Below are 17,390 nucleotides of genomic sequence, written 5' to 3' on the forward strand. Positions count from 1 at the left end.
CCGAGCGTACGGGTTCTGTAGCTGGTCGCCGGGGCCCCCGCCGAAGAGGCTGACCCGCATGGAAGCACCCGCCACCCCCCACCGGCCGCGCACCGAGAGGCTCTTCGTGCAGCGGTTCAGCTCCACACCCCGAGGGGCGCGGCTCGCCCGCAGACTCGCCGTTCATCAGCTGAACGTCTGGGGCATCCCGTACCGCTCCGACGTGTCCGGCACGGCCGCGCTGCTGGTGGCCGAGCTGGCGGCCAACGCGGCGACGCACGGCCGCGTACCGGGGAGGGACTTCGAGCTGCTGCTCGGCATGATCGCCGGATGCCCGGAGGTGCTGGGCAGGCTCAGGATCGAGGTGTCCGACACCCGGGGTGAGCGCCGCCCGCCCGGCCCGGGGGAGGTCGTGAAGCCGCCGCCCGGGTCGGGCGGCGGGTACGGGCTGGTCCTCGTCGAGGCGCTGGCGGACCGGTGGGCGGTGCTGGATCGCGTACCGGGGAAGACGGTCGGCGTGGAACTGGACCTGGTGTACTGAACCGGGCTGCCGTTCACGCCCGGTCACGATCCCCTGGTTACTCGAAGCGGGACGTGTCGCCCGCTCCCCGTCGCACGATCTCCAGCTCGCCGCTGGAGAAGTCGATGACGGTGGTCGGCTCCGTGCCGCAGTCGCCGGAGTCGACCACGACGTCCACCTCGTGGTCGAGCCGCTCCTTGATCTCCCAGCCCTGGGTCATCGGCTCCTCCTCGTCGGGCAGGAGCAGGGTGCTGGAGAGCAGCGGCTCGCCGAGTTCGCCCAACAGGGCCTGGACGACGGCGTGGTCGGGGATACGGACGCCCACGGTCTTCTTCTTCGGGTGCAGCAACTGGCGCGGCACCTCCTTCGTCGCCGGAAGGATGAAGGTGTACTGACCGGGCGTCGCCGCCTTGATCGTGCGGAACACGTCGTTGTCGATGTGCACGAACTGCCCGAGCTGGGCGAAGTTCTGGCACATGAGCGTGAAGTGATGGCGGTCGTCGAGGTTGCGGATCGCGCGGATGCGGGTGATGCCGTCACGGCTGCCGAGCTGGCATCCCAGCGCGTAGCAGGAGTCCGTCGGATACGCGACGAGCGCGCCGGAGCGGATGCTGTCGGCCACGTTGCTGATGGTGCGCCGCTGGGGGTTTTCGGGGTGTACATCGAAATACTTCGCCATCCGGCGAGTCTACGGGCGCGCGGGCGGTCCGGCCCGTAGGCGGGATGCATCGTGCAACCGATGTGTATCGTGCACTGGTGGTGTGTCATGCATACTGAATGCAGCATGCATACAATCCGTGGTATATCTGTACAGAGAGGTGGCCTTCCCGGCAGGGAGGCGGGCCCGCACTCGCAGTCGAAGGAAGCCTCGCGTGGACATGCCTGTGGACCGGATCGAGTTCGAGACCATGCTTCTCGGCCGCCATATGAGCCTGCTCGCCTCCCGGGGCGGCGGACGGCTGGACCGGAGTGCCTACATCCTCCTCAGCCGCATCCAGGTCGAGGGCCCGATGTCCATCGGTGACCTGCGCGACGCCTTCGGCCTGGACGCCTCCACGCTGAACCGGCAGACCGCCGCCATGCTGCGGGCCGGTGTCGTCGAGCGCATCCCCGACCCGGAGGGCGGCATCGCCCGGAAGTTCGTCATCACCCAGGAGGGCACGCGGCGCCTGGACCGGGACCGGTCGGAGAACCTGGAGGGCCTCGGAGCGCTGCTGGCCGACTGGACGCCGGAGGAGGCGAGCCAGCTCGCGGACAGCCTGGCCCGGCTCAACCGGGGCATCGAACGCCTCGACGGACGGCCCTGGCCGCGCGACAAGTCCTGATCCGGCGGCCTTTCCGGACGCAGGCGAAAAGTCGCTGAATCACCATCATTTGTGTGATTGCCTCGCAACGAGGTCTCCCCCTAGCGTGATGTGTGCGCGGTCGGCACCGTTCCTGCCGGCCGCCCACGAGGACGGGGGGACACCACACCATGCGCACGCGCACCTTCTTGACGTCGGCGGCTCTGACCACCGCGCTGCTCGCGGGCTCCGTAGCCCCCGCGACGGCCGCGCCCGCGACGGCCGCGCCCGCGACGGCCGCGCCCGCGACGGCCGCCCCCGCGACGGCCGCGCCCGCCGCCGCGAAGGGCCCCGGCGTCTTCGTCACCAATGGCGACCGCGTACACATTTCGAGCACCCCGCCACGCACGGCGTCGGCCCACGCCTGGTGGACCCATGTCAGTGGCCCCGGCACGAAGGCCAAGGTCACCATCTGGCTGCAGATGAAGTCCGGAAAGAAGTGGCACTCGGTCGCCAGGAACGCGAAGAACCTCAAGTCCGGCAACGGCGGCAGCGCCCGCCGGGTCGTCGCGCGCAAGAAGTGCGCGAACCGCAGCAAGCGCCAGTGGCGCACCAAGATCGACGTCGATCTCATCGGGGTGGCCGACTCGCCGGAGAAGGCGTACACCAAGCCGGTCACCGTCAAGTGCGGCGTCTGATTTCCTGGGGTCCGTAGCAGCAGCCCGATCCAGGGGTACGACCAGTCCAGGAGTACGGCCATGAGCGACACCGATCCGGGCGCCACCCTCATCGTGGGACTCCACGGGGTACTGGACCGGCACCCCTGGATCGACCGGGTGAGCGCCGAGTTCGACCTTGAGGAGGACGTCTTCAGCCTCGCCGTGAAGCGGGCGTCCGCCTACGCCTGGAGCTCCACCGTCCTTACGGACAGGCCGGCGGACAACCTCTGGGACCACAACGACGCGGACGGCGACTGGACGCAGGACGGGCAGGTCCGTCAGCTGGCCTGGCTCCAGTCGTCGCTTCCCCGTCCCTCGAACACCCCGGGGAAGCGACAGCGCGCCCGCCGCCTCCCGGTGCTGCCCGTCATCACGGTCCTCTCGGACGCGCTGCGCCGCGTCGGGACCGTCCGCCTCACCGGCACGCACGCCCTCGTGCCGCTGCACCGTGCCGGGGACGCCCGCATCGAACTCGCAGAGGTGGCGGACTGGTTCGCCCTCGCCGACCCGTCGGCTGCGGCCCCGCTGACGGTCACCGTGTCCGCCCTGCCGTCGGCGAACCTCGGTGCGCGGTCCGCCGACATCCGCGACGCGGCGCTGGAACGCACCTACGGGCACCTGGGGGTCGAGCCCCTCAAGCCCGTCACGGTGAAGACCCCGGGGCTGGCGCAGCCCCTGGCCGGAGTGGTGCAGGCAGAGGGGCTGCGGCGGGCGCTCGCCTACCGCTGCGAGGCGCGCGAGTGGTCGACGGATGTGGCCGCCTGGGCGACCGAGGTGTTCGTGGACTCGGTCCGGGCGGTGACGGGGCTCTCCGGCCCGATCACCGTCACGGTCTCCTCGGATGCCTGAAACGTAGCGCCGGAGCAGTCGGGGGATCAGTGCGGGCGGACGTCGCGGGTCCGGGGGCCCGGCCGGAAGAGCAGCAGGTACACCGTGGCGACCATCGCGACCGCCTGGGCCACGACGGTGACCCGCTTTTCGGTGAACCAGACCGGTTCGTACATGCTCGGGAACGGCCCCCATGCACCGATGTCCGCGTACCGGTAGATCAGCAGGAGCGCGAGTCCGCCGGTCGCGACCGACCAGGCGAACAGGTCGGCCGGCCACCGGCGCCAGACCAGCACGAGGAGTGCGGCCAGCGCCGCCATGCCCGCCTCGATCCGGAACAGCGTGCCCTGGCTGATGTCGGCCATGACGGCGTCGTACCGCCCGGCCAGGTGCGCGTGCACATAGGCGTCCACGGCGAGACCGGCCGCGGCGAGCACCCGGGCCGCACCACGCAGGAAGCGGCCGGAGCCGCCCCCGTGCGAGCGGGCGTCCGGTGTGACGGGGAGTTCTGCGGACATTGCGGCTCCATTCGCGCCGGTGGCCGTCGGGCGGCGTCCGGGGCTCACTTGACGGTGAGGGTCCCCGTCATGAACGGGTGGATCGTGCAGTCGTACGGGTACGCGCCGGCCTTCGACGGGGCGGTGAAGGTGGCCGACTTGCCCGGCGCGATGTGACCGGTGTCGAACGCCTTGCCCTTGGTCGCCGTCATCGTGTGCGTGGTCGTGTCGTTGTTCGTCACGGTGATCCGCGTACCGGGTGCGACGGTCTGCTTGGCGGGCCGGAACGTGAAGTCCTTGATGCTCACCTTCACCGCACCGCCTGCGGGCGGCCGGGAGGAGGCGGACGCCGAGGGCGGTGCCGTCGTGGCCGGGATCAGCGAAGGGGGCGTGGCGGGGGCCGACGAGCTGCCGCCGCCTCCGCCGCCACTGTCCGAGCAGCCCGCGAGGGCCGTCAGCGAGAGGGTGAGGGCGGCGGCGGCCACGGCGAACCGCGTCCGGCCGGTACGGAACGGGAACGGCATGGCGTCTCCGGGGGTGCGGGGGCCGGGTCGGCGGGGGTCAGTACCCGTTGCCGGTGCCACTGCTGCTACTGCTCGTCGGCGTGGCTGTGGCGGTCGCGGTGGTGGTGACCTGCTTGCCCTTGGCGTTGACGACGTACCACTTGGCGCCGAACGCGTCGACGCCCTGGCCCTTCGCGTCGCCGGCCTTCTGGTCCTCGTCGAAGAGGTACAGCGGGTGGCCGTTGTAGGTCACCTGCTTCTTGCCGTCGCTGCGGGTCGTCGTCTTCAGCAGCTTCGAGCTGACCCCGGTGCCCGCGGTCGGCGTCTTCTTGTCGAGCAGCGGCGGCCATGCCTTGGCGCAGTCCCCGGTGCACGCGGACTTGTTCTTGGTGTCCTTGTCGAACACGTAGAGCGTCATCTTCTTCTCGTTCACCAGGGTCTTGCCGTACTTGCCCTTCCTGACGGAGACCGTCGGGGCGGGGGACTTGGACGGGCTGGGGGACGTGGACGTGGACGCGGCGGCGGGCACGTCGGCCTGGCGGGCGCTGTCCAGGCCGGCGGTGTCCGTAGTGCCGGAGCCGCTGTCGGATCCGCTCCCGGAACATCCGGCCGCCGCGGCGGCCAGCAGAGTCGCGGAGGCCAGCACTGCGGCCGTCCTGGTGTGGCGTTTCATCGAGGCTCCTCAGTCGTCCGGCCGCCCGCACGAGTGGGGCGGTCGGCCCCAGTGGACCGCGGGCCCCGGAGGCCGGCCATCGGGGCAGAGCTGTTCGGGTAGCGGGCCGGGGGGCCGCCCACAGGGGCGTCACCCGATCGGCGGAGCGTGCGGGTTCCCCGTCGTCAGTGCGCCGTGCGAAACGGTAAGTGGCTTACACCGGACCCGTCTTGATGGTGCAACAGTTTCGCGGACAGCCGCCCCGAAAGGGCCCGCGATCATAGGATCAGAGGGGTCTTCGGGGAGACGGGGTGGCGGATCGTGGCGTACGGCGGGCCGATACACAGGTACGGAGTGCTGGTGCTGGCTCCACTGGTGCTGGTGGCGTGCTCCAGCGGCGGGAGTCCGGGCGGGGAGGGCAGGAGCACCCGGGCGACCGGTGGCGCCACCTCGGAGCCGGCCCCGGACACCACCTCGGGCATCGAGGGCACCGGCGACATCGAGGCGGACCCGGCCAGGCTGCCCACGTCCCGCGGCGAGGCGCTCGACCTCATCGACCGGGTCATCGCGGACCCCGCCAGCTTCGGGCCCGACGTGACCAGGCGGAGTCCGTACGAGAGCGACCCGGCCACCTGGCCGGTCCTCGGCACCGACTGCGTCTGGGAGCAGCAGAAACCGTTGTCGAGCGTGCTGGCCACCCGCAGCCGCTCCTTCGAGGTACCCGCCGCAGACGGCAAGGGGCCGGTACGGCTCTCCGCCGTCGTCACCGTGCACCGCAGCCGCGAGGGCGCCCAGTGGGAGATGGCGGAATCGGTGGAGGAGACGATGCGCTGCCCCACGCAGCAGCTCCAGAAGGGCGAACTGATCGGCTCGTTGGTCGCCGCCACACTGCCGCAGGGCGAAGGCGGCCAGGTGAACTCCGCGGACGCGCTGACCGAGATCGGGCAGTACCGGAGCTCCACGCTCGGCGGCCCCTTCCCGTACGTCTGGCAGCAGGCCCAGATCCTCCAGTTCACCGTGGCGGTGACCGGAAAAGGGGCCAAGGGGCGGACCGACGAGGAACTCGACAGGCTGACGAACCAGGCCCAGGCAGCCATGCTGGTGCGGCTCAAGTCGGACGTCGAGAAGCAGAGTTGAGGGAGCAGAGTTGAGAGAGCGGAGAGCGTGATGGAACGGCTGCGTCCCGCAGACCCCTCGACGATCGGCGGACACCGGCTGCTCGGACGGCTCGGCGCCGGCGGCATGGGTGTCGTCTACCTCGGCCGCACGGACGGCGGAGCCCTGACCGCGATCAAGGTGATCCTCCCGGAGTTCGCCGAGAACGAGGAGTTCCGGGCCCGGTTCCGCCGTGAGGTCGAGGCCGCCCGTCGGGTGGAGACCCCCTGGGCGGTCGCGGTCACCGGCGCCGAGACGGAGGGGACGCGCCCCTGGCTCGCCACGGCGTTCGTGCCGGGGCCCGCCCTGTCGGAGGCCGTCGCACGGTGCGGGCCGCTGCCCGCCCGCAGCGTCCGGGTGCTCGGCAGGCTGCTCTCCCGCGCCCTGACCGCCGTGCACACGGCGGGACTCGTCCACCGGGACGTCAAGCCGGGCAACGTACTCCTCACGGTCGACGGGCCGCGCCTGATCGACTTCGGGATCGCGCGGGCCACCGACGCCACCGCGCTCACCGCCGCCGACCTCGTGGTCGGCACCCCCGGCTTCCTCTCGCCGGAACAGGCCTCTGGGGGCGGCACGGCGGCCGGACCCGCGAGCGACGTCTTCTCCCTCGGCTGCCTCCTGGCGTACGCCGCGACCGGACGGCCGCCGTTCGGCAGCGGAGCCGTCGACGCGCTGCTCTACCGGACCGTGCACGACGAACCCGACCTCGAAGGGGTCCAGGACCCCGGACTCCGCGAACTGCTCGGCGCGCTGCTCGCCAAGGAGCCGGCCGACCGGCCGACCGCGGCCGAACTCGACACCCGGATCACCGAGGACGCGCCGAACGGCTCCATCGACTGGCTGCCGGACGACGTCGTGGCGCTGATCGCCGCCCGGTCCGCCGCCATGCTCGACCTGCCCGGCATCGAACCCACCGTCGCCGACGGGGCAACGCCGCCGCCCGAGGCCCGTCCCGGCCGACGAAGACTGCTGCTCGCGGGCGCCGGTGTCGTCATCGCGGCAGGCGGCGGATTCGCCGTACGGGAATGGCTGCGCGACGACTCCGGCGCCAAGGCGGCCAAGTCCGGCGAACGGGCTTGGACCATCGGCGTACAGGCGGACCTGTCCGGCCCGCAGAGCGTCGCCGGACGGGCCCAGGAGCGCGGGGTGCGGCTGGCCGTCGAACAGTTCAACTCCCGTACGGACAAGCCCTTCACCCTGACCGTCAAGGCAATCGACGACGGTGGCGACGTCAAGCGCGCGGTCCGGGCCGCCGCACAGTTCACCCGCGACCGCGATGTGCTCGCCGTGGTGGGACCCACCGGGGACTACACCACGGAGGCGGTCCTCACCACCTACGACGAGGCGATGCTGCCGATCATCACCGTCTCCTCGATGCTGCTGTCCTATCAGGCCGGTTCCAAGAAGTCGTTCTTCCAGGCGGTCCCGTCCGACGGCGTGCTGTGCGCGCCCGTCATCCGGAGGCTGGTGCTCCGGCCGGACGTCGAACGGCTCGGGGTGCTGCTCGACCGGGTCGGCGGCCAGCCCGCCTACCAGGTCGGCTACCTCACCAACATGCAGACCGGCGTGCTCACCACCGGCACCACCTACCCGCGCGTGGTACCCGCCGGGACCAAGGACCTGGCTCCGGTCATCAAGGACATGCTCCAGCACGACAGCGACGCCTTCTTCTACGCGGGCGACGCGGCCGGGGCCGCCCGCACCGCACGCGCGCTCGGCGCCACCCCCTTCAAGGGCCCCCGCATGGCCATGCACACGGCCATGCAGCCGCGCTTCCTCAAGGACGCCGGACAGGCCGCGGAGGGCTGGGAGTTCACCGCGCCCTACACCGACGCCACGGCCCCCGGCGCCGAGAAGTTCGCCGCGGCCCACCGCTCCGCGTACGGCTCCGCCCCCGGGTACTGGGCCGCGGAGGCGTACGACGCGGCCGGGCTCGTGACCGCCGCCGTCACCGCCCTCGCCGGAAGCGGGGCCGAGCCGGTGCGGCCGACCCGGACCGCCCTGGTGGCGAAGATCGCCGGATCCTCGTACAAGGGCGTCTCCCGGACCTACGCCTTCGACGAGCTGCACCGGATCAAGGGGGCCGACGCCTACCTCTACGGAGTGCGGGACGGGCGCTTCGTCCACCTCGGCGCCGCGCCGAAGGCCGAGAAGACCTGACCCGGATGCGCCCTCTCACCTCGGACGACCCGCGCACCATCGGCGAGTACCGCACCCTGGCCCGGCTCGGGGCGGGCGGCATGGGTGTGGTCTACCTGGCCCGCTCCGCGGGCGGGGCGCTCGCCGCCGTGAAGGTGATCCGCGCCGAGCACGCCGCCGACCCCGGATTCCGCGCCCGGTTCCGCCGCGAGGCCGAGGCCGCCGCCCGGATCACCGGCCCGTGGGTGGTCCCGGTCACCGGGGCGGACACCGAGGCCCGCGAGCCCTGGCTGGCCACCGCGTTCGTGCCCGGCCCCTCGCTGGGCGAGGCCGTCGGGGAGCGGGGCCCCCTGCCGGAGGCCACGGTCCAGGCCCTCGGCGCCCGCCTCGCCGGGGCCCTCGTCGCGGTCCACGAGGCGGGTCTCCTGCACCGCGACGTCAAACCCGGCAACGTGCTCCTCGCCCTCGACGGGCCCCGGCTCATCGACTTCGGCATCGCCCGCCACGAGGGCGCCACCGCGCTCACCGCGACCGACGCGGTGATGGGCACGCCCGGCTACCTGGCGCCCGAACAGGCCTCCGCCGGGCCGCTCGGACCGGCCTGCGACGTGTTCTCGCTGGGCTGCGTCCTGGCGTACGCGGCGACCGGGCAGCGCCCGTTCGGTTACGGGACGGCGGCCGGAGTGCTCTACCGCACCGTCCACGGCCAACCGGACCTGGCGGGCCTGCCGTCCGCGTTGCTCCCCATGGTGACGGCCTGCCTCGCGAAGGACCCGGCGGACCGTCCGACGGCGGCGGAGACCGAACGGCTGCTCACGGGCGACGGCACCGGCTGGGAGGTGCCGGGCCTGTCCGCCACGATCGCCGAACGCTCCGCCGCCGCCCTCGCCCTGCCGGACCCGGAACCCCCGCACCCCGCAGCGGACCGGGCCCCGGAGACCGGCCGCCCGAGCCGCCGGCGCGTCCTCACCGCCGGGGCCGCCGGAGCGGTCCTGCTCACCGGCGGCGGTACCACCGCCTGGCTGGCCGCCCGGCGCGGCGGCAGCGGCACCGGAGCGACGCCCCTAACGCTCCCCGCATACACGATCGGACTGCACACGGACACCACAGGACCGGGCAAGGACGTCGGCATCGCCCATGTGCGGGGCGTCCGGCTCGCCGTCGACGACCACAACTCCCGTACGGACAAGACCTTCCGGCTCGGCCTGCGCATCGAGAACGACGCGGGGGACGCCACCCGCGCCCTCGCCGTCGCGGACCGGCTGGCCGCCGACCCCGCGGTGCTCGCCGTCATCGGACCCACCGCAGACGTCACCGCCGCGGCGGTGGTCAGCCGCTACGCGAAGGCCCGACTCACCCAGGTCGTCGTCGCCGCGCGGTACGCGACCGAGTCGGCGGACTCCGAGTACCTGTGCGTACTGCGCCCCTACGACTCCTCGCTCGCCTCCGGGCTGATCCACCACATGGCGAAGGACCGAAACGTCACGAAAGCCGTGGTCATCGAGGACCGGGCCGATCCGCAGGGCAGCTGGACGGTTGCCAACCCGTTCCGGGACGCGAAGATGGGCCGCATCGCCGTCACCACGCACACCGTCGCGGCGGACACCGCCGGTTTCGCCCAGGTCGCGCGCGCCGCGATCGCCGCCGGGGCCGGAGCGGTCGTCTACGCGGGCACGTCCCCCGCCCGGGGCGCCCGCTGCGCCACCGACCTGGAGGCCGCCGGATTCACCGGAACCGCCCTGTCCACCGGCCCCGTTCTGGCACCGGGCTTCCTCCGGGACGCGGGCAGGGCCGCAGAGGGCTGGGTCTTCGCGGAGGCCTACACCGACCCCGCGGCCCTGCCCGCCGCCAGGGCCTTCACCGCCGCGCACCGCAAACGGTTCGGCTCACCGCCCGCCACCTGGGCCGCAGAGGCCTACGACGCGGTGGGCCTGATCGCGCGGGCCGCCGGTACCACCAGCGCCACCGACGCCCTGCGTGGCGGAATCGCCCAGCGCGTCTTCCGCACCGAGTACCGGGGCATCACCCGACGGCTGGCCTTCGACAGCAGTCACCTGGTCCCGCGCAAGGAGGGCATCTTCCTGTACCGGATCGACGACGGACGGGCCCGGTTCCTGGGGCTCTACGGATCTGTGTGACGGGGGCGGCCCGGACCACCCCGCGGTCCGGGCCGCCCCCGTCTTCCGGCTAGGGCTGCTGCTTCACCTTGTCGACGACGGCCCAGCTGTCGAGGTAGGAGAGCTGGGTGTACGTCTTCATCTTCGCGCCGTCGCCCGAGGTGCGCTTGTCGCGGAAGCCGAGGAACCGGTAGGTCTCCGGGTCGAAGATGAAGTAACCCCCGAAGCTGGTGACGCCCTTCGGCAGCGTCGGGTCGTCGTACGTAACGGCCACGCCGGTGCGGCCCTTGGCGTCCTTCTGGTCCGGCACCACCTTCACGCCCGGCACCATGCCGAGCGCCTCGTACGCCGCCGGGCGCAGCCCCTGGGGCATCACAGGCACCAGCTTGAGCAGCCCGGTGAGACTGAAGTGGATCTCCGACCACTCCTGGTCGCTGATGTCGTGGAGCGAGTCGTTCCGGTCGTCCGGCCCGGTCTTGTGCAGGAGCGAGAGGATCAGCTTCTCCGGGTCGGCCGGGAGCTTCTTCAGCCTGCTCCAGTCCTGCGGTGGCCACATGCTCTCGTTCTTGCCGACGGGCGGCGACCACCAGCCATGGCCGATCTCCATGACCCAGGAGCGCTGGGAGTCGTCCACCGAGCGCCAGTTCTCGTCGACGTAGCTCTTCGTGGCGCCGGTCCCGGCCTCGGTCTCCTTGATGATCTCCTTGGTGTATATGAACTGGTCGTCCCGGGGGCTGACCGTCCGCTCGTGCTTCCGCTCGTACGCGGCAGCGCCGTTGAGCACCGTCCGCACGCTGACGTTCCGCATGGCGGGGGAGCTGGTTCCCGGCGGCGCGGCCGTGGTCCCCTTGCCGCCGCCGTCCTCCTGCACGGCGACCAGTACGCCGGCGGCGACCGCGGCAGCCACCGCACCCGTCACGGCGATGCGCAGCACGGGGCGGCGGTTGCGCAGGGCCGGAGCGGACCCGTCCGGCGCGGTCATCACAGCGAACAGCCGGGCCCGTGCCCGCTGCCTGGTCGCGTCGTCGAGCGGGGGAGCCCCCGTGTCGAAGTCCCTCAGTTCTCGCAGTTCGTCAGTGTCACGCATGGGCGTCTGCCTCTCGGAAAGCTGTCGGATCGGATCCGCCCAGTGCTTCGCGCAGTTTGCTGCGAGCCCGGTGCAGCCGGGATCTGACGGTGCCGACAGGCACTCCGAGGGCCCGCGCCGCCTCCTCGTAGTCGAGGTCGGCCCAGGCCACCAGCAGTACGACGTCGCGATGCCGGGCGGAAAGCCCGGCCAGCGCGGCCGCCAGATCCCGGCGCACCCCTGTAGCGCCGGCCCTGGCGACCGCGCGGTCCGCGACCGGATCCTCGTGCTCCACCGGCTCCGGAACCTTGGCGAGCGCCTTGAAACGGCGTGCCTCGGCCCTGCGATGGCGGCTCACGAGGTTGGTCGCGATGCCGAACAGCCACGGACGGGCGTCGGCACGCGTGAGGTCGTACGTGTGGCGTCGTTGGAAGGCGGTCGTGAACGTCTCCGCCATCAGATCCTCCGCGGCCTCCGGACCGAGCCGCCGGGCCGCGTAACGGTGCACGGCGCCGGCGTACCGGTCGAAGAGCGCGGCGAACTGCTCGGGCTCATCCCGGGACCGTGCGATCACACGGGCGTCGCTGTCTCCGCGATCCTTTTCACAGGTGCGGGCGCCCGGCGGCTCGACGGTCATCGGGGCTCCTTCCGTTCGTCTGAACGATTCGCATGCGTGGGCTTGTTCGGGTATTTCACCTGTCCTTCGCCGTTCGGCGGGATCGAGTTCCATCCCGGCCCGGAGAAGTCTCCCGGGGAAGCGTCCCGGCACCGGATTCCGGGTGAGCCCCGGACCCGGCCTGCCGGATGAGTAGCGTGACCTCACGGGCCAGTGGCCCGCCATGCGCAGCCGTCCAGTGAGAGGTGTGCCAGATGGCCGAGTTGGAGCTTTCCGCGGGCGTCGTGGAGTACGAGGACACCGGCGGCGACGGTCCGGTGCTCGTCCTGCTGCACGGCGTCGCCATGGACGGCACGCTCTGGCGCCACGTGGTCGCGGATCTGCGGACCGGCCACCGCTGCATCGTCCCGACCCTGCCGCTCGGCGCCCACCGCCACCCGATGAAGCCCGACGCCGATCTGTCGGTCCTGGGCGTCGCACGGCTGGTCGCCGAGTTCCTGGAGGCGCTCGACCTCACCGACGTCACCCTGGTGATGAGCGACTGGGGCGGGGCGCAGGCCCTGGTGGCGGACGGCCGGGACGAGCGGATCGGGAGGCTCGTCATCACCTCCTGCGAGGCCTTCGACAACTTCCCGCCCGGCCTGCCCGGCAAGAACCTGTACGCCTCCGCCAGGATGCCGGGCGGCCTGCGGGCGGCCTTCGCGCTGCTCAGGCTGAAGCCGATGCGGCGGCTGCCGATGACCTGGGGCCTGATGACCGTGAGGCCGGTGCCGGACGAGGTGATGGACGGCTGGTTCCGGCCGCTCTGGACCTCGAAGGAGATCCGCCGCGACCTGCGCAAGTACGTCCTCGGGGTGCCGCCCAGGGCCGAGCTGCTGGGCTGGGCGGACGCGCTGCGCACCTTCGACCGCCCGGCACTGGTCGCCTGGGCGGCGCAGGACCGGGTGATGCCGCCGGAACACGGCCGCCGGCTGGCCGAGCTGCTGCCCAGGGGCGAACTGGTGGAGATCCAGGACAGCCGCACCCTGATCCCGGAGGACCAGCCGGAACGTCTCGCCGGTCACATCCGGGAGTTCCTGCGGAAGGAGTGACCCCGGCCCGACGGCCCGGAATCCTTGGAATCCCCCGGATGGAGCAGGCCGCGCCCCGCCCGCCCGGCCGGGGCGTGAAGCGGAGCTGTGGCCGCGCTTAAGAAAACCTCGATGGACCTGGGGCGCGCGGTACGGCAGATTTCTCCGTGACGGCGGAGGATGGTGCGCGGCAGCCGGTAGAAGCGCGCTGCCACGCCGTCCCCTCATTCCTCCCCGGGCCGCAGGCTTCCTCAGGCATGCCCGCTGCCCGGGGAGCTCAACGCCGTACCAGGTACAGGGAGCCGCAGCCGTGAAGGCACTCGTGAAGCAGAAGGCCGAGCCGGGACTCTGGCTGATGGACGTTCCCGAGCCGGAGACCGGTCCCTCGGACGTCCTCATCAAGGTGCTCCGTACCGGCATCTGCGGTACCGACCTGCACATCCGCAACTACGACGGCTGGGCGCAGCAGGCGGTGAAGACGCCGCTCGTCCTCGGCCACGAGTTCGTCGGAGAGGTCGCCGCGATCGGCGCGGACGTCGTGGACATCGCGGTGGGCGACCTGGTCAGCGGCGAGGGACACCTGGTCTGCGGCAAGTGCCGCAACTGCCTGGCCGGCCGCCGCCACCTCTGCCGCTCCACGGTCGGGCTCGGCGTCGGACGCGACGGGGCCTTCGCGGAGTACGTCGCGCTGCCCGCGTCCAACGTGTGGGTGCACCGGGTCCCCGTGGACCTCGACGTCGCGGCGATCTTCGACCCGTTCGGCAACGCCGTGCACACCGCGCTGTCGTTCCCGCTCGTCGGTGAGGACGTCCTGATCACCGGCGCCGGCCCGATCGGCATCATGGCCGCGGCCGTCGCCAAGCACGCCGGGGCCCGTCACGTCATGATCACCGACGTCAGCGAGGCCCGTCTCGACCTGGCCCGCAAGGTCGGCGTCAGCCTCGCGCTCAACGTCGGGGAGCAGACCATCGCGGACGGCCAGCGGGAGCTGGGCCTGCGCGAGGGCTTCGACATCGGCCTGGAGATGTCCGGCCGCCCCGAGGCGATGCGCGACATGATCGCGAACATGACGCACGGCGGCCGCATCGCGATGCTCGGACTGCCGTCGGAGGAGTTCGCCGTCGACTGGGCCCGGATCGTCACCTCCATGATCACGGTCAAGGGCATCTACGGCCGCGAGATGTACGAGACCTGGTACGCCATGTCCGTCCTGCTGGAGGGCGGCCTCGACCTCGCCCCCGTGATCACCGGCCGCTACGGCTACCGCGACTTCGAGGCGGCCTTCGACGACGCGGCGAGCGGACGCGGCGGCAAGGTCATCCTCGACTGGACCGCCTGACCACCCCCGTATCCAGCTACCGAGCCGGGAGACACCCCTCATGTTCGACTCCGTACGCGACGACATGCGCACCACCCTCGAAGAGATCGAGGCCGCCGGGCTGCACAAGCCCGAGCGCGTGATCGGCACCCCGCAGTCCGCGACCGTCGCCGTCACCGCCGGGGGCCGCCCCGGTGAGGTGCTCAACTTCTGCGCCAACAACTACCTGGGCCTCGCGGACCACCCCGACGTCATCGCCGCCGCGCACCAGGCGCTGGACCGCTGGGGCTACGGCATGGCCTCCGTCCGCTTCATCTGCGGCACCCAGGAGGTCCACAAGGAGCTGGAGCAGCGGCTCTCCTCCTTCCTGGGCCAGGAGGACACGATCCTCTACTCCTCCTGCTTCGACGCCAACGGCGGTGTCTTCGAGACCGTCCTCGGCCCGGAGGACGCGGTCATCTCCGACGCCCTCAACCACGCCTCGATCATCGACGGCATCCGGCTGTGCAAGGCCAAGCGCTTCCGCTACGCCAACCGCGACATGGCCGACCTGGAGCAGCAGCTCAAGGAGGCGTCCGGGGCCCGGCGCCGCCTGATCGTCACCGACGGCGTCTTCTCCATGGACGGTTACGTCGCACCGCTGCGCGAGATCTGCGACCTGGCCGAGCGCTACGACGCCATGGTCATGGTCGACGACTCGCACGCGGTGGGCTTCGTCGGCCCCGGCGGGCGCGGTACGCCCGAGCTGCACGACGTGATGGACCGCGTCGACATCATCACGGGCACCCTCGGCAAGGCGCTCGGCGGTGCCTCCGGCGGCTACGTGGCCGCCCGCGCCGAGATCGTCGCCCTGCTGCGCCAGCGCTCGCGCCCGTACCTCTTCTCCAACTCGCTCGCCCCGGTCATCGCGGCGGCCTCCCTGAAGGTCATCGACCTGCTGGAGTCCGCCGGCGACCTGCGCGAGCAGCTCAACGCCAACACCGCGCTCTTCCGTACCCGGATGACAGCGGAAGGCTTCGACGTCCTGCCCGGCGACCACGCCATCGCCCCCGTGATGATCGGGGACGCGGCGAAGGCAGGCCGGATGGCGGAGCTTCTCCTGGAGCGCGGTGTGTACGTGATCGGGTTCTCCTACCCGGTCGTCCCGCAGGGCGCGGCCCGTATCCGCGTCCAGCTGTCCGCCGCGCACTCCACGGCGGACGTGAACCGCGCGGTCGACGCGTTCGTCGACGCGCGGGCAGCGCTCGGGGAGTAGGCCCCTTTCGTGGAGGGCGTCCCGGACGCCCTCCACGACCTGGGACAATAGGGCACATGATCGATGCACGGCGGCTGCGCATTCTGCGTGCGGTGGCGGACCACCGCACGGTGACCGCCGCGGCCGCCGCGCTCTACCTGACCCCCTCCGCCGTTTCCCAGCAGCTGGCCGCGCTGGAGCAGGAGACCGGGCACCGGCTGGTCGAGCGCAACGCCAGGGGAGCCAGGCTCACCTCGGCCGGGGAGATCCTGCTGACCCACACCAACGCGGTGCTGGCCCAGCTGGAGCGGGCCGAGGCGGAGCTGGCCGCCTACGGCGCGGGCGACGCCGGGACGGTCACGGTCGCCGCCTTCGCCACCGGCATCGGACTGGTCCTCGCCCCCGCGATCGCCGCCCTCGGCGAGTCCGCGCCCGGCATCCGGGTCCGGGTCCAGGACGCGGAGGGCGACGCGAGCGTCCCGATGGTGCTGGACCGCCAGGCCGATGTGGCCGTCGCCGTCGAGTACCGGGGGGCACCGGGCGAGGACGACCGCCGGCTGACCAGGGTGCCGCTGTACTCGGAACCCTTCGACGCGGTCCTTCCGGTACGGCACCGGCTGGCCGGCCAGGAGCAGGTCGCGATCGCAGACCTGGCGAAGGACACCTGGATCGGCCCCTACCCGGGCAACCCGTGCCACGACGTGGTGGTCCTGGCCTGCCAGTACGCGGGCTTCGAACCCGCCCTCGAACACTCCTCGGACGACTTCCACGCCGTGGTCGCCCTGGCCGGCGCGGACGCCGGGGTGGCCCTGGTCCCCAGATCCGCGCTGCGCGGCATGGCCCTGACCGGTGTGGTGGTGCGCCCGGTGCACGGCAGCGCCCCGACGCGCCGGGTGTTCGCGGCGGTACGCCGTGGCGCGGAGGCGCATCCGCTGATCGCTCCGGTGCTGGACGCGCTGGCGGGGGCGGCGGGCGGGGTCGGGCTCGGGCGCGGTACGGGCTGAGGCGCCGGGGCCCTGGTTGCGCGGGGGATCTCCGGAATCTCCACCGCCGTGCCGTCCGTACGGCCAGACTTGCCGCTGTTATCCGGTGACGAGAGGACAGCGGGCATGACGAAGAGCGCACTCCTTGTGATGGACGTCCAGCAGGACATCGTGGACATCACCGATGCCGGCTCCGGATATCTGGCGCGCCTGAACCGGGCGATCGAGGGTGCCCGCGCGGCGGACATACCCGTGATCTACGTGACCATCGCGCTGCCTGCGGGCGATCCGGAAGTCAGCACGCGCAACCGGGTGATCAGCGGCATCGTGCGGGACGGACTGTTCACCGAGGGCGCCGCCGGCACCGCCGTCCATCACGGCGTCACCCCCCGGCCGGGCGACGCCGTGGTCACCAAGAGGCGGGGGAGCGCGTTCTCCGGCAGCGACTTCGATCTGGTGCTCAGGGCCCGCGACATCGACAGCCTCGTCGTCACCGGCATCGCCACGAGCGGTGTGGTGCTGTCCACCCTGTGCTCCGCCGTCGACCGGGACCTCGGCCTCACCGTCCTGGTGGACGCCTGCCACGACACCGACCCCGAACTGCACCGGGTCCTCACCGAGAATCTGTTCCCGCGCTGGGGGGACGTCATCACGGTCGAGGACTGGCTCAAGACCCTCGCGTCGTAGGAACGGGGCCGGTGTCCGTGA

At 72.0% G+C, this 17,390-nt stretch carries 18 protein-coding genes; 12 read left to right on the plus strand and 6 right to left on the minus strand.

The annotated features are described in order from the left end of the window. The first annotated feature begins 58 nt into the window (after window positions 1-58). The gene (locus OG892_RS32025) at window positions 59-520 is read left to right on the plus strand and encodes an ATP-binding protein (protein WP_328864933.1); all 462 of its coding nucleotides are present in this window, start codon (window positions 59-61) and stop codon (window positions 518-520) included. Between the two features lie 37 nt (window positions 521-557). Here OG892_RS32025 and OG892_RS32030 read toward each other — a convergent pair whose 3' ends face one another. Next, window positions 558-1,178: an L-threonylcarbamoyladenylate synthase gene (locus OG892_RS32030; RefSeq protein ID WP_311302547.1), complete on the minus strand. Its 621-nt coding sequence runs from the start codon at window positions 1,176-1,178 to the stop codon at window positions 558-560. Window positions 1,179-1,371: 193 nt separating this feature from the next. Here OG892_RS32030 and OG892_RS32035 point away from each other — a divergent pair, with 193 nt between their 5' ends. The 3 genes from OG892_RS32035 (at window position 1,372) to OG892_RS32045 (ending at window position 3,350) form a co-directional block, all read left to right on the plus strand. Then, window positions 1,372-1,824, plus strand: a complete 453-nt coding sequence (locus OG892_RS32035; RefSeq protein WP_371630888.1) for a MarR family winged helix-turn-helix transcriptional regulator — start codon at window positions 1,372-1,374, stop codon at window positions 1,822-1,824. A 149-nt stretch (window positions 1,825-1,973) separates the two neighbouring features. After that, window positions 1,974-2,480: a hypothetical protein gene (locus tag OG892_RS32040; RefSeq protein ID WP_371630889.1), complete on the plus strand. Its 507-nt coding sequence runs from the start codon at window positions 1,974-1,976 to the stop codon at window positions 2,478-2,480. 60 nt (window positions 2,481-2,540) lie between these two features. After that, the gene (locus OG892_RS32045) at window positions 2,541-3,350 is read left to right on the plus strand and encodes a hypothetical protein (RefSeq protein WP_073734908.1); all 810 of its coding nucleotides are present in this window, start codon (window positions 2,541-2,543) and stop codon (window positions 3,348-3,350) included. Between the two features lie 26 nt (window positions 3,351-3,376). Here the strand turns inward: OG892_RS32045 and OG892_RS32050 are convergent, their stop codons facing one another. The 3 genes from OG892_RS32050 to OG892_RS32060 are packed head-to-tail and all read right to left on the minus strand — an operon-like array spanning window position 3,377 to window position 5,002. After that, on the minus strand, window positions 3,377-3,847 hold the full coding sequence (locus OG892_RS32050; protein ID WP_328864932.1) for a hypothetical protein: 471 nt from the start codon (window positions 3,845-3,847) through the stop codon (window positions 3,377-3,379). Between the two features lie 44 nt (window positions 3,848-3,891). Next, window positions 3,892-4,350: a cupredoxin domain-containing protein gene (locus OG892_RS32055; protein ID WP_371630890.1), complete on the minus strand. Its 459-nt coding sequence runs from the start codon at window positions 4,348-4,350 to the stop codon at window positions 3,892-3,894. Between the two features lie 37 nt (window positions 4,351-4,387). Continuing rightward, window positions 4,388-5,002: a hypothetical protein gene (locus tag OG892_RS32060; protein ID WP_371630891.1), complete on the minus strand. Its 615-nt coding sequence runs from the start codon at window positions 5,000-5,002 to the stop codon at window positions 4,388-4,390. 339 nt (window positions 5,003-5,341) lie between these two features. Between OG892_RS32060 and OG892_RS32065 the strand changes: the two genes are divergently transcribed. From OG892_RS32065 to OG892_RS32075, 3 genes are read left to right on the plus strand one after another with little or no spacing between them, the layout of a single operon-like run. Further along, the gene (locus OG892_RS32065; protein ID WP_371630892.1) at window positions 5,342-6,118 is read left to right on the plus strand and encodes a hypothetical protein; all 777 of its coding nucleotides are present in this window, start codon (window positions 5,342-5,344) and stop codon (window positions 6,116-6,118) included. Between the two features lie 30 nt (window positions 6,119-6,148). Further along, on the plus strand, window positions 6,149-8,299 hold the full coding sequence (locus OG892_RS32070) for a bifunctional serine/threonine-protein kinase/ABC transporter substrate-binding protein (RefSeq protein ID WP_371630893.1): 2,151 nt from the start codon (window positions 6,149-6,151) through the stop codon (window positions 8,297-8,299). 5 nt (window positions 8,300-8,304) lie between these two features. Continuing rightward, complete coding sequence (locus OG892_RS32075) at window positions 8,305-10,416, plus strand: ABC transporter substrate-binding protein (protein WP_371630894.1); 2,112 nt, start codon at window positions 8,305-8,307, stop codon at window positions 10,414-10,416. A gap of 49 nt (window positions 10,417-10,465) precedes the next feature. Here the strand turns inward: OG892_RS32075 and OG892_RS32080 are convergent, their stop codons facing one another. Together OG892_RS32080 and OG892_RS32085 are read right to left on the minus strand one after the other, a co-directional pair. Then, complete coding sequence (locus OG892_RS32080; RefSeq protein WP_328695249.1) at window positions 10,466-11,482, minus strand: CU044_5270 family protein; 1,017 nt, start codon at window positions 11,480-11,482, stop codon at window positions 10,466-10,468. Next, window positions 11,475-12,098: an RNA polymerase sigma factor gene (locus OG892_RS32085; RefSeq protein ID WP_073734915.1), complete on the minus strand. Its 624-nt coding sequence runs from the start codon at window positions 12,096-12,098 to the stop codon at window positions 11,475-11,477. Before OG892_RS32085 ends, OG892_RS32080 begins: the two co-directional genes overlap by 8 nt. A gap of 233 nt (window positions 12,099-12,331) precedes the next feature. Here OG892_RS32085 and OG892_RS32090 point away from each other — a divergent pair, with 233 nt between their 5' ends. The 5 genes from OG892_RS32090 (at window position 12,332) to OG892_RS32110 (ending at window position 17,369) form a co-directional block, all read left to right on the plus strand. Next, complete coding sequence (locus tag OG892_RS32090; protein ID WP_073734916.1) at window positions 12,332-13,168, plus strand: alpha/beta fold hydrolase; 837 nt, start codon at window positions 12,332-12,334, stop codon at window positions 13,166-13,168. A gap of 289 nt (window positions 13,169-13,457) precedes the next feature. Further along, the gene (gene tdh / locus OG892_RS32095; protein ID WP_328864926.1) at window positions 13,458-14,486 is read left to right on the plus strand and encodes an L-threonine 3-dehydrogenase; all 1,029 of its coding nucleotides are present in this window, start codon (window positions 13,458-13,460) and stop codon (window positions 14,484-14,486) included. A gap of 40 nt (window positions 14,487-14,526) precedes the next feature. Beyond that, entirely contained in the window at window positions 14,527-15,720 is a 1,194-nt protein-coding gene (locus OG892_RS32100; protein WP_328695247.1) for a glycine C-acetyltransferase, read from the plus strand. A 56-nt stretch (window positions 15,721-15,776) separates the two neighbouring features. Next, window positions 15,777-16,703, plus strand: coding sequence for a LysR family transcriptional regulator (locus OG892_RS32105; RefSeq protein ID WP_073734919.1), 927 nt, complete (start codon window positions 15,777-15,779; stop codon window positions 16,701-16,703). A 105-nt stretch (window positions 16,704-16,808) separates the two neighbouring features. Further along, complete coding sequence (locus OG892_RS32110; protein ID WP_073734920.1) at window positions 16,809-17,369, plus strand: cysteine hydrolase family protein; 561 nt, start codon at window positions 16,809-16,811, stop codon at window positions 17,367-17,369. Window positions 17,370-17,390 lie beyond the last annotated feature (21 nt).

This window comes from Streptomyces sp. NBC_00341 (genome assembly GCF_041435055.1).
Taxonomy (GTDB): Bacteria; Actinomycetota; Actinomycetes; order Streptomycetales; family Streptomycetaceae; genus Streptomyces.

Excerpts from the sequence above, each read along its gene's own strand:
- OG892_RS32025 (WP_328864933.1), top strand. The coding sequence starts at position 59 with ATGGAAGCACCCGCCACCCCCCACCGGCCGCGCACCGAGAGGCTCTTC.
- OG892_RS32030 (WP_311302547.1), bottom strand. The coding sequence starts at position 1,178 with ATGGCGAAGTATTTCGATGTACACCCCGAAAACCCCCAGCGGCGCACC.
- OG892_RS32040 (WP_371630889.1), top strand. The coding sequence starts at position 1,974 with ATGCGCACGCGCACCTTCTTGACGTCGGCGGCTCTGACCACCGCGCTG.
- OG892_RS32045 (WP_073734908.1), top strand. The coding sequence starts at position 2,541 with ATGAGCGACACCGATCCGGGCGCCACCCTCATCGTGGGACTCCACGGG.
- OG892_RS32050 (WP_328864932.1), bottom strand. The coding sequence starts at position 3,847 with ATGTCCGCAGAACTCCCCGTCACACCGGACGCCCGCTCGCACGGGGGC.
- OG892_RS32055 (WP_371630890.1), bottom strand. The coding sequence starts at position 4,350 with ATGCCGTTCCCGTTCCGTACCGGCCGGACGCGGTTCGCCGTGGCCGCC.
- OG892_RS32060 (WP_371630891.1), bottom strand. The coding sequence starts at position 5,002 with ATGAAACGCCACACCAGGACGGCCGCAGTGCTGGCCTCCGCGACTCTG.
- OG892_RS32070 (WP_371630893.1), top strand. The coding sequence starts at position 6,149 with ATGGAACGGCTGCGTCCCGCAGACCCCTCGACGATCGGCGGACACCGG.
- OG892_RS32075 (WP_371630894.1), top strand. The coding sequence starts at position 8,305 with ATGCGCCCTCTCACCTCGGACGACCCGCGCACCATCGGCGAGTACCGC.
- OG892_RS32080 (WP_328695249.1), bottom strand. The coding sequence starts at position 11,482 with ATGCGTGACACTGACGAACTGCGAGAACTGAGGGACTTCGACACGGGG.
- OG892_RS32085 (WP_073734915.1), bottom strand. The coding sequence starts at position 12,098 with ATGACCGTCGAGCCGCCGGGCGCCCGCACCTGTGAAAAGGATCGCGGA.
- OG892_RS32090 (WP_073734916.1), top strand. The coding sequence starts at position 12,332 with ATGGCCGAGTTGGAGCTTTCCGCGGGCGTCGTGGAGTACGAGGACACC.
- OG892_RS32100 (WP_328695247.1), top strand. The coding sequence starts at position 14,527 with ATGTTCGACTCCGTACGCGACGACATGCGCACCACCCTCGAAGAGATC.
- OG892_RS32105 (WP_073734919.1), top strand. The coding sequence starts at position 15,777 with ATGATCGATGCACGGCGGCTGCGCATTCTGCGTGCGGTGGCGGACCAC.
- OG892_RS32110 (WP_073734920.1), top strand. The coding sequence starts at position 16,809 with ATGACGAAGAGCGCACTCCTTGTGATGGACGTCCAGCAGGACATCGTG.